The following is an 18,431-nucleotide window of genomic DNA, read 5'->3' on the forward strand; positions in this document are numbered from 1 at the left end:
AATAATCCTCCTAAATGATGTATTCGTACATTAAATATTCTGCTAAACCAGTATCCTCGTAATATAATTCCACTGTATCGACTAATACAAAACCAGTAGATGGATATAATTTCTTCCCTGCTTCATTAACACCGTAAACATCGATTCGAATTGCTTTATAATTATGGGTCTTCCCGTAATCTTGAGCAAACTTAACGAGTTTCTTTGCGATTCCTTTTCCTCTAGCAGTTGGCATAACACCCAGCGCATGAATAGATATAAATTCACCCTCACGAGCTGCTATTTGCCATTCTACACTCTCATAGCCATCTGTATAAGCTTCGTTAATAATCATTCCACCAACTATTGTATTGTCTAATTCATAGACATAATATTGGTTGTTATCAACAGCATCTTGAATCATATTATCATCAGGATATATACCATTGACCCAGCCAGCACCAGAATCCACTTGTCCTGGATATTCTGTCATAATTAAATAATTATCCATTATTTCATCAAAGTCTTTCTTTGTAGCTAACCTTATCGTCATCCATACACCTCTTATTAAGTAATCAGTTAATTAATTATTCCTTAAGTAAATAAAACTACTTATGGATTAATTTACCATAGTATCGGCTTTGATACCATGATAAAGCTTGACTTAAAAGTCTTTTCTAATATATATACCAATATATCATCATTCAAATGTAGTTTGAACAACTCATCTTCTCTAAAGAAGCTATCCTTGTGCGAAAACGAAAGAATTCCACTGACAGCGTGGAATTCATCGCCGCTGTTACTCCAATATGCTTTATTCGTATTTTAATTATAGATAATTCTTCAAATGTATTTTTTCTATTTTATTGTATGTTGCATTAATTCAAATATCTGAAATTATGCTTATGAAAGAGTGAATGGTGAGGAACCACAGTATCAGGACGACTGTATGCACATTAGTACTGGAGATGTAGGCGTTCAAAGACGGTTACCGAACCGTTCTCATTGAAATAAGCACCTAACTTTAACTAATACAAAACGATATGTTCCATATACTGAACTATGAAAAAACGACAGATTATGATTATCTGCCGTTTTTTATGCATATTAATTTTGTAAACTTGCTTGGTAAGTTAGGATTGGCTTACGAGCAGCTGTTGTTTCGTCCAATCTTCTTACTGATGTTAAGTAAGGAGCTTGTTTAACTTTTTCTGGATCTTCCATAATTTCTTTAGCTATATTAATAAACGCATCTGCAATTTGATCTAATTCTCGGATTGATTCTGTTTCGGTTGGTTCAATCATCAGGCATTCCTCTACAATAAGCGGGAAATAGGTCGTAGGTGAATGAATACCATAGTCTAAGAGACGTTTACCAACATCTTTCGCATTCACATTATACTGAGTTTTTTGTTGCTTACAACTCACTACAAACTCATGCATACAGTGCTGAGCAAATGGTACATCATAATAATTTTTGATACGTTCTTTAAGGTAATTTGAGTTTAGGACTGCATCTTTAGAAACTTGAGTCAGACCTTTTGCTCCCATTGTTCTAATATAAGAATATGCACGAACATTGACTCCAAAGTTACCAAAGTTCCCCTTAATTCGACCAATACTTTGAGGGTACTCTGAATTAATCACAAACAGATTGTCTGCCTTTTCAATTCTAGGAACAGGTAAGAAAGGTTCTAAGAACGCCTTTACTCCAATAGGTCCTGACCCTGGTCCTCCACCACCATGAGGTCCAGTAAAAGTCTTATGTAAGTTCAAATGAACCGCATCGAATCCCATTGTTCCAGGATTTGATATCCCCATAATTGCATTGGAATTGGCTCCGTCATAGTAAGCTAAACCACCAGCTTCATGAACAATATCTACAATTTGTTGAATATCTCGCTCATATAGACCAGCAGTATTCGGGTTCGTTAACATTATTCCCGCTGTCTCTTCATTAACTACTTGTTTTAAGGCTACAATATCGATAATTCCTTCACTTGTAGATGGAATTTCAATTGATTCGTAACCAGCAACTGTTGCGGTTGCTGGATTTGTTCCATGGGCTGAATCGGGAACAATTATATTCTTACGCTGTGCGCCTTCACCATTTGCTTCATGGAATGCTTTAAACATTAAAATCGCAGCGAGTTCTCCATGGGCACCTGCAGCAGGTTGTAAGGAAATACTATCCATTCCCGTAATTTCTGCAAGATGGTCTTGTAAGTTATATAACAATTCCAGGGCGCCTTGAGCCGTTTCCATTTCTTGTTGTGGATGAATCTGACTGAATCCATCTAACGCTGCAATCGTTTCATTCACTTTTGGATTATACTTCATCGTACATGATCCAAGTGGATAAGGTCCTGATTCAATTCCAAAGTTTTTAGTCGACAAAGCTGTATAATGTCTTACTAATTGTAGTTCCGACACTTCTGGTAATTTCGCATCATCCTGACGAATTAAGTACTCTGGCAAGTCTTTTGTTAAATCATGCGTTGGTACGTCATTTTCAGGGAGATCATAGCTGACATGGCCTGGCTGTGAAATTTCAAAGATTAAATCATTGTATTCTTTAAGCATGGCCATTCACCTCCACTAAACTTGATACAAACGCATCAATTTCTTCTTTTGTACGTTTCTCAGTCGCACATAGTAAATATGAATTCACTACGCCGGTTGAATCAGATGCATCATAACCACCAATAAAGCCTTTTTGATGAAGTGCGATATTAACCTCTTTGACAGATTGTTCTAACTGAACAACAAACTCATTAAAGAACGGTGACTTATTCAATACTTTAAATCCTTTTGCTTCTAATTGAGCTTTTAAATAATGGGATTTATTAATATTTTGTCTTGCCATTTCCACAATTCCTTCTCGGCCTAAAGCAGACATAGCAATCGCAGATGCGAGTGCGTATAATGCTTGGTTAGAACTATAGTTACTCGTTGCTTTCTCCCGACGTATATGTTGCTCACGTGTAGCTAAAGTCATAACAAAGCCGCGTTGACCGTTTTCATCATTTGTTTGTCCAACAATACGGCTAGGAATTTTACGCATAAGTTTTTTAGTTGTAGCAAAGTAACCACAGTGTGGTCCCCCGTAAGACATTGGTACTCCAAACGGCTGAACATCCCCAACAACAATGTCAGCACCTAAGTTACCCGGTGCTTCTAAGACACCTAAAGCTAACGGGTTAGCAGATACAATTAATAACGCTTTTGTGTGACTCATTGTTTCTTTTATTTCTTTAAGATCTTCAATTGAACCTAAAAAATTAGGGTATTGAATAATCACTGCTGCTACTGAATCATCTAATTGCTCTTTAAGTTGATTGATATCTGTCGTATCATTATTTAAAGATATTTCTTCGATATCGTATTCCTTACCAAAACCATACGTTTTTAAGGTGTCAATCCCTTGCGGATTCACTCCTTTAGAAATTAAGATTTTTGATGATTTTCTGACAGATCCAATTGCTAAGTTAGCTGCTTCAGCAATTGCATTATAACCATCATACATACCACAGTTAGACACTTCCATTTGAGTTAGTTCACAAATCATTGACTGCCACTCAAATAAAGCTTGTAACTCCCCTTGACTAATCTCAGGTTGATACGGAACATATGCAGTTAAAAATTCTTGTCTTGATATAATGGGTTGAACAATTGATGGGATGTAATGATCATAAGTTCCTGCTCCAATAAAATACGGCACTTGAGTCGCATTTGTATTCTTACCAGCTAATTGTCTAGTATGCTTAAGTAATTCAAGTTCACTCAACTCTTTTGGTAAGTTCATAACTTCCTTCGTTCTTACTGCTTGTGGAACATCTTCATACAATTCATCAACGGATGTAACTCCAATAGTATCCAACATTTTCTTTCTGTCTTCCTCTGTATGAGGCAGATAACGAAACTTTTTCAAATAATTCATCCTTTCACATTAAAGAGCATTGTTTATGCTCTACTGTATATGGTATAAATTTTAATCTTTATTAATAAACACAGTGTACTCTTCTAATGATATTAAGTGCGATGTATCTACAGCATTTTCACTTGTCATCTCACAAATCCACCCGATTTCGTATGGGTCTTCATTTACATTCTCAGGTTCATCTTCGAGTGTTTCGTTAACTAATGTAACTGTTCCTGCGATAGGTGCATAGATTTCTGATGTTGATTTAACTGATTCAATATTTGCAAAAGACTCTTCTAAGTCATATGTTTCGTCCATTTCTGGTACTTCTACATAGACAATGTCACCTAATTGTTCCACTGCATAATCAGTAATACCAATACGTACCTTGTTGTCATCTAATAATTGAACCCACTCATGATCTTCTGTATAAAATAATTTATTCTTTTCCATTATTAATTCCCCCTATTATTTATTTTTTAACCAATCTTTTTTAGTAATTATTGCTGGTATCCGCTTATTTCGTATTTCAATAAAGAAATTATTGTTTAATTTAGCATATGGTTTTCTTATTTGAACAAAGCCAAGTGCTTTCTTCAAGGTTGGAGATTTCGTTCCAGATGTCACCTCACCGATAATTTCGGTACTATCTTCTGTTTCATAGATTTTGTAGCCTTGGCGAGCAATTCCTTTTCCAAGTAGTTCAAAACCACGAGACATGAAGCGTTTCGGATCGTTTTTTACTTTTTCTAATGCCTCTTTACCAATAAAGTTCTCTTTATTAAAGTCCACAGCGAATGAGATTCCGCCTTCAATCGGAGTGATTTCTTCACTTAAATCATTCCCGTATAATGCCATACCCGCTTCAAGGCGCAATGTGTCCCTTGCTCCTAACCCACATTCTTTTAGGCCATAACGCTCGCCCACTTCAAGCAATGTCTTCCACACTGTAGTTGTTTGGTTCCAAGGTATATATAATTCATAACCTAATTCACCAGTGTACCCTGTTTTGGAGATATGTACAGATCCCACCCCAGCAACTGTTTGATTTTGTAGAATCTGATAATAACCTAATTCAGTCGCTGCCCCATCCGTGATTTCTTTTAAGACTGCGTCAGATTGAGGTCCTTGTACAGCAATCAGACCATATTCGTTTGATTGATCAATAATTTCTACAACACCATCTGTATTATGATTATTCAACCAAGCCAATACTTTATCTTTATTTCCCGCATTAGGTGTAACGAATAATTGATTATGATCGATATAATAATAAATCAAATCATCTAAAGTATACCCATCTTCATTCACGATGGCTGTATATTGAGCACCATTTAGTTTATTTTTTAGTGTATCATTCGTGATAATTTGATTAAACCATTCAAGTACGGTAGGACCGGTAATTAATATCTCACCCATATGTGATACTTCAAAGATACCTACTGCTTGACGCACTGCATCGTGTTCTTCTTGTATCTTAGTAAACTGGATAGGTAAAGCCCATCCTCCAAAGTCAGTCAACTTCAATCCCTTATCTATGTAATAATCATAGAGTGGTGTTTGTTTTAATTCTTGTTCGACCATTGTTAATTACATACCTCCTCTTTAATATTTAAGTTTTCATTTCACTAGCTTACAACCTTATAAACATTGATTTGTAACCGTTAAATCGACAAAGCTTTTATTCAATAAGTTTCACAATTTTCTTTTGTATTTATATAAAGTCTACACAATATATTAGAGAAAAAACGTTGCACTTCTTATTTCTAATTATAGTATATCTAACTTTCAAATGACTAACAATAAAGTAATTGAAAGCTACTAAACTTGATAATGTACGTGTTTAGGATTAATATGAACTAAGAAAGAATTAACCGTAGGAGGGATACATATGTTAGAAAAATTACTAACTAAAATAGAAGAAAATAAAGATAAGATGATTGATATTCGTCGTTTCCTGCACGAAAATCCAGAACTATCTTTTGAAGAAGTGAATACATCTAAATATATCGCTGATTTTTATAAAGATAAAGATGTTGATGTTCAAACTAATGTAGGAAACCATGGAGTTAAAGTTACAATTGACTCTGGTAAACCTGGCAAAACATTAGCTTTACGTGCTGACTTCGACGCATTACCTATTGAGGAAGCAACAGGTCTACCTTTTGCTTCTAAAAATCCTGGTGTGATGCATGCTTGTGGACATGATGCTCATACGGCATACATGCTTATACTAGCAGATGCTCTTATCGAAATGAAAGATCAATTCGAAGGTAAAATTGTTATCATTCATCAAGATGCTGAGGAGGTTCCACCTGGTGGAGCAATTGGTATGATTAAAGATGGTGTCTTAGACGGCGTTGATAATGTCTATGGTATTCACGTTATGTCTAACAAACCTTACGGAGAAATTCATTATGTTCCTGGTGAGGCCCAAAGTGGTCGTGCAAAATTTGTCCTTAAAGTCCAAGGTGTTGGTGGACATGGTTCAAGTCCTCACGAAGCAAACGATGCAATTGTTGCGGCAAGTTACTTTGTTACTGCTATTCAAACTGTTGTATCTCGCCGACTTAACCCGTTCGAGACAGGTGTTGTTACAATTGGTTCTTTTGATGGTAAAGGTTCATTTAATGCCATTAAAGACTCAGTTGTTTTAGAAGGTGATGTACGTGCTATGTCCGAAAATGTTCGGAAAAAAATTGAAGAAGAAGTAACACGTATCGTCAAAGGCCTTGAAGTCATGTATGACGTAACTTGTGAGTTAGATTACGCTAACGACTATCCTGTCCTTTTTAATAATCTTGAATTAACAGAACATATTGGTAAAGTACTAACCAATGCTAACATCAATGATGTTACAGAAGTTTTAAAAGCAGGTCCTATGTCACCATCAGAAGACTTTGCTTATTATGCAAAAGAAGTTCCTAGTTCATTCTTTTACGTGGGTGCGGCTCCTGTGGATAAAGAAGCATTTCCGCATCACCATCCAAAATTCGATATTGAAGAAGGTTCAATGATGATTGCGGCAAAAGCTATGGCTACTTTAGTAGCAGATTACTTTGATAATGAATAAGGAAGTAGGAATGACTATATGATTACAGGTGTAGAAATTGATTTCGTTGTTGAAGACTCCCTAAAAGCTTTAGAACAGTATCAAGCTATCTTCGCAGATGCTTTAGATGTTGTCGAGAAGACAAGCTTTCCAACTGGCTTAAATGAAGCGGTATTCACATTATATGGCACTCGTTTTCATCTATTAGATGCTAACCCTGAATACGAATTATTTGCTCCAACTGAAGAAGACCCAAAAACTTTATGGTTCAATATTATGGTTGCTGATATTAAAAGTACATATCAACGCGCTATGGATAATGGCGCTTCTGTCATTCAAGAGCTTTCTCATCTGCCAGAGATGGGTGTAACAAATGCAATGTTCCTAGATCAGTCTAATTATATTTGGATGTTACATGAAATCCACGAAGAAATTAGTTTTGAAAAACGTGAACAGTTCTTTAAAGATGAATTCAATTTAGATTAATACTTTAACAAAAAAACACCCCTTACTACTCCAATGACAATTGTCCTGATGAGTAAGGGGTGTTTTATTTTAAACCAGATTAGAGAGTCATTAGGGAATTCACGTAGGAAAAAAACGAACGACTGTAATTGAATCTGTATGAACGAGCAATGGGTTACAGTTTCAATAGATAGTCGAATGTCAAGCTCCTTAGTGGAAATATGCGAGACCATTACGCTTTTATACTCTCTATTTTACATTGATTTTTTAATCGAAATTGTCTGAATCTGTCATAAGCTGCTGCCTTTCTTCCATATTGGCATTCTTCACTTCCCAGTGAACAACAAAACTCAGTACAATTCTTAATATTACGACAACAGTTAAAACAATTAATTCTTGAAAATCACGAATCACCACAGTCTTAATGACCTCTGCCCCAAGCTTAAACTGTAAACTCAAAGCTAATACTTCACCTAACGTAATCGTGATGGCTTTATCATGAAAGTTAAAACCAGATTTAAGAAATATCCACAAGACCTTTAAACTTCCCAAAAAAATAATGAAAATTCCAATTAATTCTAAAACATGTATAATTGGCGGACTCACAATTTGAATCAATTCTTCTAAAAACACTGATTCACAACTCCTTTCTACTTTTAATTTAATTTAATTTTAACTATAAAATGAGCAAAGCGCAAAAGAAAGATTAATTTGACAAATAGGAAGGAGGTTCTTAAAATGAAGTTAGATTATAAGATATTAATAAAATTATATTATTTATCAATTTAAAATGAGGTATGTAACAAATGGAATATATTAAAATATTCGGTCCTAATCATTTATTTTATTTTATTGTTTTGATTATCTTCACAGCTTTATTATTTACAAATCAAACTTATATCAGAAAACACAGCAATACTATCTCAAAAGTTATTGTCGTAATTTCTATACTTCAACAATTCTTATTGTACGGCTCTTATGCCTTACTCGGTGAGTTTACATTGCAAGAATCACTTCCATTCCACATTAGTCGAATTAATACGATACTTGGTATTATCTTTTTATTTACCAAATCCAAAACTTTATTCAATATAGTAGCCTATTTTTCTGTATTTGCTTGGTTAAGCTTTATAGTTCCAGCAAATATCGAACCAATTACTCATCCTAGAGGCGTTAGTTTTTTAACAAATCATGTTATTACATTACTTCTCCCTTTTTATGGCATGATTGCTTACGGTTACAAAGTTCAAGCTTCTGCTCGTAAAACAGTCATCGGTTGGTTTTTATTATACTTTATTTTTGTTGCCTTTTTTAACCCTTTAGTTAATGGAAATTATTTTTATTTAAGAGACAAACCGATTTTCGCTTCTTTGCCTAATATCATTTATTATCCGGGTGCCATTGTTGTTTCTATCATATTATTTTTTATCATAGAACAGATTTACCGATTTGTTAACCATTCGTTTATAAATAATAAAACAGACGAACGTGTTCAGTGAAGAACACGTTCGTCTGTTTTTTCTTATTTCGATACTTTATCTAACCATACTTTTGCTTGCATAACTGTATCGCCATTTAATTCATGAGAATTCACCCAAAATTTAGTCACATCTGCACCACGTTTTTCAAATATATCAATAACATTTTCACTATCATGTAGTGGAACAATTGGATCATTTTTACCCATCGATAAGTAGACAGATACATCTTTCATGTTTTTAATGTTTTGAGATACATCAACTGGATACATTGGTGCAAATAATGCACCTTTGTTAATTTGACTGTCTTCTCTTAGCAAGATGTTTAGTGCAATATTTGACCCATTAGAAAACCCTACAAAGATTGCATCATCTAATTTAAAATTATATTCTTCACTCGATTCAACGATAAATTTATGTAATGCTTCCCCGCGTTGGTTTAAATCATCTATATCGTATCGCCCTTCGCCTTGACGTTTGAAATAACGTAACATTCCGTTCTCATTCACATCACCGCGGATTGATAAAACTGTTGCTTCAGAATCTAACACTTCACCAAGTGGTAATAAGTTAGTCTCATCGCCACCTGTACCATGAAGTAAGATAAATACTGGATGATCTGCTTTACCTTCTTTAAATATATGTTGCATAAATTATTAACTCCTTCTAATCTGGTCGTATTAAGTCGAATTGATCGCCTAATTTAGCGTAATCAGCACCAGCTAAACGGCTCACTGGTTTTAACTTGTCTGCAATAATATAACCGGTTTCTTCATCATAAATCTTCCCTGCAAGATGGAAACCAACAACTTCTAAAACGATCAAGTCAGCGACTATAAGTTCTTCTGAGTTCTTTATTTCCATAGCATTGTATAGAGTTGTTTCATAACGGACTGCAGCTTCTCTAATCCCCGGTGTTCCAATGATATTCGATTCAACTAAATTAAAATTTGACACCTTTAATTCACTTTCATCTGCCGGTAAAGTAGCTGAAGTTTTATTCGCTTCTTTGACTATATCCTCATCAACTATATGAACTGTTGCTTCTTGTTTAGCAAGAATATTTCTTGATGTATCTTTCAATTCCCCATTCGATCGTTGGATTGCAATCGAAAGTAATGGTGGATCATTTGAGACAATATTAAAATAGCTGAACGGTGCTATATTAATGACTTCATCTGATTGTGTCATCACCAAGGCAATAGGTCTAGGTATAACAGTGCCAGCTAATTTCTTTTTCTTGTCTTTTGAAGACAAGTTATCTGCGTTAAAATAATGCATAATCCCTCCTACAATTCGACTTTTGGTAGTGTACTTTCAATTTCTTCCCGTTGACTTTCATATTGTTCAGGAAGCATTAACTTTTGTCCGAGTGTTTCAATTGGCTCATCAACTGCAAATCCTGGGCCGTCAGTTGCGTATTCATATAATACATGCCCTTTTTCACGCATATATATTGCTTTAAAGTAGTTTCGATCCTTTACCTCAGTCACTCGATGCCCTTGGCTTTCAAGGTATTCTTGCCACTCAAGTTGTCTAGCGTCATCAGGCATTGACCAAGCAATATGATGAACTGTTCCTACACCATCTCTACCTCTTTGTGGTGCTACTCGAGGTATAACGATATGATGACGTTCTTCACCATCAGTTTCTAAATGATAGAAATCAGTTGTTGAATCTAGTTCATTTAAACCTAATTCTTTTCTCAGTGTATCATGCGTTTCTTCAGGTTTAGCAGAAAGCAATTCTACCCCATAAAAGCCAATAATGTCATTACTGTCTTTCACTTTATCTGTTTCAACGATAGCTAAACGTAATGTATGATTATCCTCAAAAATAATTCCGTCTTGGCCAAACATATTCGATTCATTGAAATCAATATTATGTGTCTTTAAGTGGTTCTTCCAGTGATTCAATGACCCACTAGGTACAGAGAATGCGATTCTTCCGACTTGTCCACTCCCTTTTACACCACGATTACGTGTATCCCAAGGGAAAAATGTCAGAACCGTGCCATCATCCATATCTTTATTCGAGAAGTAAAAATGATATGTATTTGTATCATCAAAGTTGACTGTTTGTTTTATTAATTTTAAGCCTAAAACATCACGATAAAAATGCAAGTTTTCTTGCGGTGGTCCAGCAATAGCAGTAATGTGGTGAATGCGTTTGATTGGTTCCATATATTAATCTCTCCTATTTAAAATTTAACTGACAAGAAATTATCTTAGTAATAATCTCTTGCCAGTATTTAATTTTAATTATTTGTTACGTGTTGTATCAAACGGACGAACCATTGATTCGATTTCATCTCGTTTTTCTTCTAAGAATGGTGGTAATGATAATTTCTCTCCGAGTGTTTCATAAGGCTCGTCTCCCATGAATCCAGGTCCATCTGTCGAAATTTCGATTAGGATATGTCCAATACGTGCATATAAAGCTTCAAAGAAGAATCGATCAACCCATCCAGAATGACGAATTCCCATTTGGTTATACTTCGCTTCCCATGCTTTGATTGCTTCATGGTCTTCGACTCTAAACGATACGTGATGAACTTCACCGTATCCTTGTACTCCAACAGGTGTTTCTTCATCTTTACGAACGATAACACGTGCACCGTTTCCACCTTCACCCATTTCAAATACAGCAACTGTATCTTCTTCAATGATAGGTTTCATATTATAGATAACTTGTAATAATTGTTTGAAGTCCTCAAAGTAACTTACTGTAATTTCGATTGGGCCTAAACCGTAAATTGCTTTATCAGTTGGTACAGGTCCATTTTGCCAAGGAGTTCCTGCTTCTACACCTTCGTTTGTTTCGTCTGAGAATAGACGGTAGCGTTGTCCATCTTCTTCTTCAAACTCTAAAACCTTTGTCCCAAATAGTTCCGTAATTTCTCCATGTTTAACGTCAAACTCTTTAAAACGATCTGCATAATATTCTATTGCTGCGTCGTTAGGTACACGTAAACCAATTCGAGAAATTGAATTCGATCCGTATGTTCCTGATGGAATATTTGGGAAATCAAAGAATGTTAAGTCCGTTCCTGGTGAACCAAGATCATCAGCAAAGAATGTATGATATGTTTGGATGTCATCTTGGTTGACTGTCTTTTTAACTAGACGCATACCTAGTGTATCTGTAATGAATTTATAGTTTCTTTCTGCGCTATTTGTGATTGCTGTAACGTGGTGGATTCCTTTAAGTTCTGTTTGTGTCATTTATATTTCTCCTTTATTAATTGTCTAAACCGTTCAATTTTTTTAGTAAGTATCGTAATTGTTCAAGTTCTTCATCGTCTAATTTGTCGAATGATTTTGTAATTAATTGAGCGTGTGATGGAAAGATTCTTTCGATCAATTCTTCACCACTTGGTGTTAAAGACGCGTATATAACACGTCTATCTTGTGAATCTACAATCCGTTCAACAAGTCCTTTGTCACATAACTTATCAACTAAGTAAGTTGTACTACTACTAGCAATTAATATTTTTTCTTTAATTTGCTGAATAGGTTGTGGTCCTTTATTAAGTAATAATTCAAGTACTGCAAATTCATTTAAGTTTAACCCGTGTTTTCTTGAGTCTTTTCTGACTATTCTATCTAATATCTCGCTAGTTCGTTGAATACCTACGAACGCTTTTAATGATTCTACGGTTCTGTTCATTATTGCTCCTCCTAAGATTTTGTTCTTATTAAAACATCTCGTTTTCGAATTATATGTTGAAAATTATAAGCGATTTGAAGCATTTAAAATTTTACTTTATATGTTTACATCTCGATTTCGAATTAATAATAACATGAATAAATTTAGAGGTCAAATCTGTTGTTTTTTTATTAATGAATGACGAAGTATTATCTCGACTTCGAAATAATAACATGGATATCATTTGGATGCAAGAGTTATTCTTGATTTTATTTGAATGTCTTCAAATTGACACCCTTCGCTATAATTGATAAATTCAATAGAGAAATAATTAAAGGAGCGGTGAGCGAAGTGACTATGAAACAAACTTTAAAAACAAATATTAATGTAATTCAAAATACAATTGAAAATCATCTGCCTGCTGGAAACGAAAAACCAACGGTGATTGCGGTGACTAAGACCGTTGATGAAGATACGATGCGTGATTTGCACGCTCTTGGAGTAAAACACTTTGGGGAGAACCGCCCGGATGTATTTTTAAAGAAATATGAAAATTTGGTAGATATTAATGAAGATATCCAATGGCACTTTATTGGTAATTTACAAACGAGACAAGTGAAGAAGATTATTAATGATATTGATTATCTCCACTCTCTGGACCGTCTCTCTTTAGCAAAAGAAATTCAAAAACGCGCTGAGCAGCCGGTTAACTGTTTCATTCAAGTTAATGTGAGTGGTGAAGATAGTAAATCTGGTTTCCAACCCGACGCGTTGGCTGACACTTTAAAAGAGTTAGAAGCATATGATAAGTTAAATATCATTGGCCTAATGACAATGGCTCCTATTGATGCCAGCCAAGAGGAAATTCATGAATATTTCCGCTTTTTAAAAGAGTTACAAGTTGAAGTGGAACAAAGTAACTTTACAAATGCTCCTTGTACAGAAGTTAGCATGGGCATGAGCCAAGACTATCCCATCGCTGTTTCAGAAGGAGCTACTTTCATACGTGTAGGTACTGCCTTTTTCAAAGATGCTTTATAAGAAACAAAAAACAACAGTCCGATTTTTTCGAACTGTTGTTTTTGTTTATCAATAATATGGTTGTCCATTCGATTGTGTCCAAAGCACAACTTCTCCTTGAGCCAAACTTTCTTGGACATCGATAATGCGTTGATTCGTACTGCCTCTGAATTGCCTTGTGAGGTCTTTTTTATTAATGTCAAAACGACCATCGACTAGCACATCGATTAATGATAATAGTTCTAACTTATCCTCTGATTCCAACAGTAATTCTTCCCATGTGTAACCCGTCCATGACCAAATATCTTTTGTTTGTTGGTATTTTTCTCGGATTGATCTACATAAAGGGACTACGATATTAGTATTTAACATAGGCTCTCCACCTAGTAATGTTAAGCCTTGGCAGTATGATGCAGCGAGGTCTTCAATGATTCGTTCTTCTAGTTCTTGCGTATAAGGTGTTCCGTAGTTAAAGTTTTGAGCGACACGGTTGTAACAACCCACACAGGCAAAGGGGCAACCACTGACGTAAAGGCTGCATCTGACTCCTTCACCATCCACAAAATTATACGGTTTGTAATCCGCAATCTTACCTAGACTTAAATCTTCAGCTAGCCATTCTTTTGGTTTTGGATTTTTCATTCGAGTACGCTCCTTGAGTCGTTTGCTATTTTCGCTTTCTGATTGCGTTTCAATTTCACAATGCTATCGGGAATGTGTTTCACACGCGCGTTAATTTCTTTATGTCTTCCACGCACCATAGGTCTTTTCTGTGGATTTCCTAAATAACCACAAGTTCTCTTTACTACATCTGAGGTGTCAGGATTCTGATTGCCACATTGTGAACATTTAAAACCGCGTTCGGTCGCTTCAAATTCACCATCAAAGTCACATTCATAACAATGATCAATTGGTGTATTTGTTCCTAAATAACCAACCTTGTCATAAGCAAAGTCCCAAACTGTTTCTAACGCTTTTAAATTTTGGCGCATATTCGGATACTCACAGTAATGAATAAACCCGCCACTACAGTATTGTGGATAATCTTTTTCGAATTCGATTTTCTCAAAAGGGGTTGGATTTTTTCTGACATCATAATGGAAAGAATTCGTATAATAATCTTTATCGGTAATATTAGGAATCGATCCAAATCGTTCTTTATCCATCCGACAGAATCGATCTGTTAAACTCTCTGAAGGAGTGCTGTACACACTGAAGTGATAGCCGTACTGATCACCAAGCTCGTCTGCCTTGGCTTTAAGAGTTTTAATCACATCTAGTGTAAAATCTTTAGCTTCTTTATTCCTTTCCCAATCGGGACCATAAAAAGCAGTTGCCACTTCATATAGACCTATATAGCCTAGTGATACCGTTGCGCGTTTGTTTTTAAATAATTTATCAACGGATTCGTCTTCATTCAATCGCTCACCAAATGCTCCATATTGATATAAGATGGGGGCATTCTCTGGTAAAGCTTCCTTCACTCTTTCAACGCGATATACTAAAGCATCAGTCATAATATCGAGTCTTTCCTCTAATATTGACCAAAACTGCTCTTTGTTCTCGCTAGATTCAATCGCTATTCTCGGTAAATTTAATGTGACAACCCCTAAGTTCATTCGACCGTCATTGACTTCATTTCCATTGTCATCTTTCCATCCTTGCAGAAATGACCGGCACCCCATTGGCACTTTAAAGCTGCCTGTTAACTCAACTAATTTGTCATACATTAGAACATCCGGGTACATTCGTTTAGCAGTACATTCAAGTGCTAACTGTTTGATGTCATAATTCGGATCTGCTTCTTTTAAGTTCACTCCGTCTCTTAAAGTAAAGACAAGTTTAGGGAAAATGGCAGTTCTTCTCTCGCTACCCAAGCCCTCTAATCTAACTTTCAAAATGGCAAATTGGATTTCCCTTTCAATCCATGAAGTCCCTAGACCAAAACCAAGTGTCGTAAAAGGCGTTTGTCCTTGAGAAGTATAAAGTGTATTAATTTCATATTCCAAACTTTGCATCGCATCATAAATATCTTTTTTCGTCTTACTCATCGCAAATGCTTTTTGTTTATCCTCATCTTCAATCCACTCATGCGCCATCTTTAAATTCTTATGATAATTTTTCTCTGCATAAGGAGCTAAAATCTCATCAATTCGGTTTGCACTAGTTCCTCCGTACTGACTACTTGCAACGTTGGCAATGATTTGAGCCATTTGTGCCGTAGCCGTTTGGATCGATTGGGGTGACTCGACTTGGGCATTTCCTATTGTAAATCCTTCATTAAACATTGTTTCAAAATCAATCAAACTACAATTTGTCATCGGTGCATATGGTTGATAGTCCAAATCATGGTAGTGAATTTGTCCTTTTAAATGAGCGTTAGCTACATGAGGAGGAAGCATTTTTAACCCAATTGCTTTAGCCGTGACACCTGCAGTCAAATCTCTTTGTGTATTAAAGACACGACTATCTTTATTCGCATTCTCATTCACTAGTGTACTTTCTTTTGCAGTTAGGGCTTTAATACTTTCATTGATATCGACAGATAACATGCGTTCTTGTTCTCTTTGTACCCGGTAGCTAATGTAAGCTTGGGCAACTTCGTTGTATTCAGAGGCCACTAGTACCTCTTCTGTTACTCGCTGTATTTGATTAATCGTCAATTCTTGACCATATCTAGTAGATAGTTTTGTGATGATGTCTTTAACCAATTCCGATATTTCAGCATCCTCGCTTGAATATACATGAGTAAATGCTTTGTTAATCGCTGCTTTTATCTTATTCGGATTAAAGTTTACAACTCGCCCATCTCGTTTGATAACGATTGTATTTGTTATATTTTCCTTAATACCTTTAAATGTTTGCTCCATTTCCATCCTCCTCCAACACAATATATAGTGTTCACTTAATAATAATAGCACATATATTGTGTTAGTCGAGGAGTTTTTACCGTTTTCATAAATATTATTTATTTAAAATTGTAAGTAACTGCGATGTGAAAGGATTGGAGATGATATTTTTTTGTGCAATAAAACTCTGTCTACGATGATAATGACAGAAATGAACTTAGTCCACGAATGAAACGGGCATGTCTCTAGTTGTCCACGTTTATAGGACCAGTATATAGATGGAATCGAGTACTCGGATTTTTTTCGAATGCGTGTTTAGCCGGAATCTAGCACTCGGATTTTTTTCGAATGCGTGTTTAGTCGTAATCTAGTACTCGGATTTTTTTCGAATACGTGTTTAGCCGGAATCTAGGACTCGAATTGAATTCGAATGCACGTTTAGCCGGAATCTAGCACTCGGATTTTTTTCGAATGCGTGTTTAGTCGTAATCTAGGACTCGAATTGAATTCGAATGCAGGTTTACCCATTTTCCCAACAAAAAAAGAGCTGCAACCACAGCTCCTTCAATCAACACTTATTATTCTATGACTAGCATGTTATTATCATCGAACTTCCAGCTATCACCATATGCAACTTCCCAATAATAACCGTCAAGATCTTGGAAGTAACCACTATACCCGCCCCAATCCGTAGGTTTAGGATATTTCGCGATCGGCCCACCAGCAGACTCAACCAGTTTAACAAATTCATTCACTTCAACTTTAGTTTTAAAGTTGATTGCTAATGTGATTCCACTAAAACCTGTATTAATGACTGGAGGGTTGGTTGGATTTATTTCTTTGGCTAAATCTTCAAGTGAGAATAACTCTAGTTTGGTTCCATCATTATCAAAAAATACAATCGGTGGGTTGTCAGCCTCTTCATAGGTTTTAAAGCCGATATCTTTATAAAATTTCATTGCCCTACCGATATCTTTGACACCTAAAGCAATTAAGTTAATTCGATTCATATTCATGACTCCCTTATTCATTTATTTAAAAAAACGCTTAGGCCTACACAATGATTGTTGTAAACCTAAGCGATAATCAGTTCTATCTGCTTATTCAGCTGTTTTGTCTGGAATATTTGATTCATCTAGGCTCGAAATCTCGACACTTTCGCTACTCTCTTCGCTTTCTTCAATTGTATTGAGTTCCACAATATTCCCGTCAGCATCGACTTCAGCCATGACATAATTTAACGAGTCAGTGTCATCACTATTTCGAACCCAAGCATATAGCCAACTTTCATCTTCGAATCGATATGTTACTTCTGAAGGTTCACCAATTATTTCCTGTAACTCTTCAAACGTATTAAACTCACGATTGTCACTCTCTGCATCTTGCCAAGTTTCAATTTCTTCTAAGGTAATGTTTAATGGCTCAAAGGCCGTCTCATTCACTAACAAGAAATTCACTTCTGTTAAATAAGGCGTAGCAAAGTCCTCTTCTGTTTCTGTACTTTCCACAGAATCTGTCGAAGCTGCCTGTCCACTACTTGCTTCCGCTGCCTTTTCTTCTGAGAAGATTTGTGCATATAGAATAGCTGATTCATCATCATTCATTGAATAATACAATAAGAATTCACTTGCATCTGCATCAAACGTTTCAGCAGGCTCGCCCGCTAATTCAATCACTTCTTCTTTAGTCATATCGGTTGAACCTTCGGAAATGAGCGTCTCAAACGTAGACTTCAATTCATCTAAAGGTGTTTGGGGCAGATCGTCATAGGCTCCAAACCAGCGAATATAATTCACTTTATCCTCTTCAGTTAATTCTACCTGTTCCAGTTCTTCATCACTTGTACTAGAGCTACTTTCTGATGCTGTTATGCTTATTGGGTTGAATAGCATCGCGAATAACATCGCTGCTAAAAAACCTTTATTTCTATGACTCATCTCTATCCATCCTCACTTCAGATTGTTACTTTAGACAAGTATAGCATAGGCCTCGATTTTTCTAAATATTTAAGGTCTTCG

19 protein-coding genes are annotated in these 18,431 nt (G+C 35.7%); 4 read left to right on the top strand and 15 right to left on the bottom strand.

From position 1 onward, the window contains the following. Positions 1 to 10: 10 nt before the first annotated feature. The 5 genes from HYQ40_03040 to gcvT form a co-directional block, all read right to left on the bottom strand. The gene (locus tag HYQ40_03040) at positions 11 to 532 is read right to left on the bottom strand and encodes a GNAT family N-acetyltransferase (protein ID MBZ6526737.1); all 522 of its coding nucleotides are present in this window, start codon (positions 530 to 532) and stop codon (positions 11 to 13) included. A 554-nt stretch (positions 533 to 1,086) separates the two neighbouring features. Continuing rightward, positions 1,087 to 2,568: an aminomethyl-transferring glycine dehydrogenase subunit GcvPB gene (gene gcvPB / locus HYQ40_03045; protein ID MBZ6526738.1), complete on the bottom strand. Its 1,482-nt coding sequence runs from the start codon at positions 2,566 to 2,568 to the stop codon at positions 1,087 to 1,089. Further along, positions 2,555 to 3,919, bottom strand: coding sequence for an aminomethyl-transferring glycine dehydrogenase subunit GcvPA (gene gcvPA, locus HYQ40_03050; protein MBZ6526739.1), 1,365 nt, complete (start codon positions 3,917 to 3,919; stop codon positions 2,555 to 2,557). Before gcvPA ends, gcvPB begins: the two co-directional genes overlap by 14 nt. A gap of 51 nt (positions 3,920 to 3,970) precedes the next feature. Next, a complete protein-coding gene (gene gcvH / locus HYQ40_03055) occupies positions 3,971 to 4,354 on the bottom strand; it encodes a glycine cleavage system protein GcvH (GenBank protein MBZ6526740.1) in 384 nt (127 codons plus the stop codon). 15 nt (positions 4,355 to 4,369) lie between these two features. Beyond that, positions 4,370 to 5,485, bottom strand: a complete 1,116-nt coding sequence (gcvT, locus tag HYQ40_03060; GenBank protein ID MBZ6526741.1) for a glycine cleavage system aminomethyltransferase GcvT — start codon at positions 5,483 to 5,485, stop codon at positions 4,370 to 4,372. Between the two features lie 307 nt (positions 5,486 to 5,792). Between gcvT and HYQ40_03065 the strand changes: the two genes are divergently transcribed. Both HYQ40_03065 and HYQ40_03070 read left to right on the top strand, forming a co-directional pair. Beyond that, positions 5,793 to 6,974: an amidohydrolase gene (locus HYQ40_03065; GenBank protein MBZ6526742.1), complete on the top strand. Its 1,182-nt coding sequence runs from the start codon at positions 5,793 to 5,795 to the stop codon at positions 6,972 to 6,974. Positions 6,975 to 6,992: 18 nt separating this feature from the next. After that, positions 6,993 to 7,439: a VOC family protein gene (locus HYQ40_03070; protein ID MBZ6526743.1), complete on the top strand. Its 447-nt coding sequence runs from the start codon at positions 6,993 to 6,995 to the stop codon at positions 7,437 to 7,439. A 246-nt stretch (positions 7,440 to 7,685) separates the two neighbouring features. On the opposite strand, the gene HYQ40_03075 is transcribed toward HYQ40_03070, so the two are convergent. Next, a complete protein-coding gene (locus HYQ40_03075; protein MBZ6526744.1) occupies positions 7,686 to 8,051 on the bottom strand; it encodes a DUF1622 domain-containing protein in 366 nt (121 codons plus the stop codon). A gap of 173 nt (positions 8,052 to 8,224) precedes the next feature. Here HYQ40_03075 and HYQ40_03080 point away from each other — a divergent pair, with 173 nt between their 5' ends. Next, a complete protein-coding gene (locus HYQ40_03080) occupies positions 8,225 to 8,917 on the top strand; it encodes a TIGR02206 family membrane protein (GenBank protein MBZ6526745.1) in 693 nt (230 codons plus the stop codon). A 23-nt stretch (positions 8,918 to 8,940) separates the two neighbouring features. Here the strand turns inward: HYQ40_03080 and HYQ40_03085 are convergent, their stop codons facing one another. The 5 genes from HYQ40_03085 to HYQ40_03105 form a co-directional block, all read right to left on the bottom strand. Beyond that, positions 8,941 to 9,546, bottom strand: a complete 606-nt coding sequence (locus tag HYQ40_03085; protein MBZ6526746.1) for an alpha/beta hydrolase — start codon at positions 9,544 to 9,546, stop codon at positions 8,941 to 8,943. Between the two features lie 16 nt (positions 9,547 to 9,562). Beyond that, positions 9,563 to 10,177: a flavin reductase family protein gene (locus HYQ40_03090; protein MBZ6526747.1), complete on the bottom strand. Its 615-nt coding sequence runs from the start codon at positions 10,175 to 10,177 to the stop codon at positions 9,563 to 9,565. 8 nt (positions 10,178 to 10,185) lie between these two features. After that, positions 10,186 to 11,079, bottom strand: a complete 894-nt coding sequence (locus HYQ40_03095; protein ID MBZ6526748.1) for a ring-cleaving dioxygenase — start codon at positions 11,077 to 11,079, stop codon at positions 10,186 to 10,188. 78 nt (positions 11,080 to 11,157) lie between these two features. Continuing rightward, on the bottom strand, positions 11,158 to 12,120 hold the full coding sequence (locus HYQ40_03100) for a ring-cleaving dioxygenase (protein MBZ6526749.1): 963 nt from the start codon (positions 12,118 to 12,120) through the stop codon (positions 11,158 to 11,160). Positions 12,121 to 12,136: 16 nt separating this feature from the next. Further along, entirely contained in the window at positions 12,137 to 12,565 is a 429-nt protein-coding gene (locus HYQ40_03105; GenBank protein ID MBZ6526750.1) for a MarR family transcriptional regulator, read from the bottom strand. Between the two features lie 336 nt (positions 12,566 to 12,901). Between HYQ40_03105 and HYQ40_03110 the strand changes: the two genes are divergently transcribed. Further along, positions 12,902 to 13,585 (top strand): YggS family pyridoxal phosphate-dependent enzyme, encoded by a 684-nt coding sequence (locus HYQ40_03110; protein MBZ6526751.1) that lies wholly within the window; start codon positions 12,902 to 12,904, stop codon positions 13,583 to 13,585. 48 nt (positions 13,586 to 13,633) lie between these two features. Here the strand turns inward: HYQ40_03110 and nrdG are convergent, their stop codons facing one another. The 4 genes from nrdG to HYQ40_03130 all read right to left on the bottom strand — a co-directional run bounded on the left by nrdG (position 13,634) and on the right by HYQ40_03130 (position 18,350). Beyond that, positions 13,634 to 14,206 carry an anaerobic ribonucleoside-triphosphate reductase activating protein gene (gene nrdG / locus HYQ40_03115; GenBank protein ID MBZ6526752.1) on the bottom strand — a complete coding sequence of 191 codons (573 nt, stop codon included), beginning with the start codon at positions 14,204 to 14,206 and terminating at the stop codon, positions 13,634 to 13,636. Beyond that, complete coding sequence (nrdD, locus tag HYQ40_03120; protein ID MBZ6526753.1) at positions 14,203 to 16,440, bottom strand: anaerobic ribonucleoside-triphosphate reductase; 2,238 nt, start codon at positions 16,438 to 16,440, stop codon at positions 14,203 to 14,205. Before nrdD ends, nrdG begins: the two co-directional genes overlap by 4 nt. Positions 16,441 to 16,991: 551 nt before the next feature. Further along, the gene (locus HYQ40_03125; GenBank protein ID MBZ6526754.1) at positions 16,992 to 17,423 is read right to left on the bottom strand and encodes a VOC family protein; all 432 of its coding nucleotides are present in this window, start codon (positions 17,421 to 17,423) and stop codon (positions 16,992 to 16,994) included. Between the two features lie 90 nt (positions 17,424 to 17,513). Further along, complete coding sequence (locus tag HYQ40_03130) at positions 17,514 to 18,350, bottom strand: hypothetical protein (GenBank protein MBZ6526755.1); 837 nt, start codon at positions 18,348 to 18,350, stop codon at positions 17,514 to 17,516. Positions 18,351 to 18,431 lie beyond the last annotated feature (81 nt).

Source organism: Aerococcaceae bacterium DSM 111021 (genome assembly GCA_020112395.1).
Classification (GTDB): Bacteria; Bacillota; Bacilli; order Lactobacillales; family Aerococcaceae; genus Ruoffia.

Coding starts and splice junctions, on each gene's coding strand:
- HYQ40_03070 (MBZ6526743.1), top strand. CDS start 6,993: ATGATTACAGGTGTAGAAATTGATTTCGTTGTTGAAGACTCCCTAAAA.
- HYQ40_03110 (MBZ6526751.1), top strand. CDS start 12,902: ATGAAACAAACTTTAAAAACAAATATTAATGTAATTCAAAATACAATT.
- HYQ40_03085 (MBZ6526746.1), bottom strand. CDS start 9,546: ATGCAACATATATTTAAAGAAGGTAAAGCAGATCATCCAGTATTTATC.
- HYQ40_03040 (MBZ6526737.1), bottom strand. CDS start 532: ATGACGATAAGGTTAGCTACAAAGAAAGACTTTGATGAAATAATGGAT.
- gcvT (MBZ6526741.1), bottom strand. CDS start 5,485: ATGGTCGAACAAGAATTAAAACAAACACCACTCTATGATTATTACATA.
- HYQ40_03130 (MBZ6526755.1), bottom strand. CDS start 18,350: ATGAGTCATAGAAATAAAGGTTTTTTAGCAGCGATGTTATTCGCGATG.
- HYQ40_03090 (MBZ6526747.1), bottom strand. CDS start 10,177: ATGCATTATTTTAACGCAGATAACTTGTCTTCAAAAGACAAGAAAAAG.
- HYQ40_03065 (MBZ6526742.1), top strand. CDS start 5,793: ATGTTAGAAAAATTACTAACTAAAATAGAAGAAAATAAAGATAAGATG.
- gcvH (MBZ6526740.1), bottom strand. CDS start 4,354: ATGGAAAAGAATAAATTATTTTATACAGAAGATCATGAGTGGGTTCAA.
- HYQ40_03080 (MBZ6526745.1), top strand. CDS start 8,225: ATGGAATATATTAAAATATTCGGTCCTAATCATTTATTTTATTTTATT.
- HYQ40_03100 (MBZ6526749.1), bottom strand. CDS start 12,120: ATGACACAAACAGAACTTAAAGGAATCCACCACGTTACAGCAATCACA.
- gcvPB (MBZ6526738.1), bottom strand. CDS start 2,568: ATGGCCATGCTTAAAGAATACAATGATTTAATCTTTGAAATTTCACAG.
- HYQ40_03095 (MBZ6526748.1), bottom strand. CDS start 11,079: ATGGAACCAATCAAACGCATTCACCACATTACTGCTATTGCTGGACCA.
- HYQ40_03105 (MBZ6526750.1), bottom strand. CDS start 12,565: ATGAACAGAACCGTAGAATCATTAAAAGCGTTCGTAGGTATTCAACGA.
- HYQ40_03125 (MBZ6526754.1), bottom strand. CDS start 17,423: ATGAATCGAATTAACTTAATTGCTTTAGGTGTCAAAGATATCGGTAGG.
- nrdD (MBZ6526753.1), bottom strand. CDS start 16,440: ATGGAAATGGAGCAAACATTTAAAGGTATTAAGGAAAATATAACAAAT.
- gcvPA (MBZ6526739.1), bottom strand. CDS start 3,919: ATGAATTATTTGAAAAAGTTTCGTTATCTGCCTCATACAGAGGAAGAC.
- nrdG (MBZ6526752.1), bottom strand. CDS start 14,206: ATGAAAAATCCAAAACCAAAAGAATGGCTAGCTGAAGATTTAAGTCTA.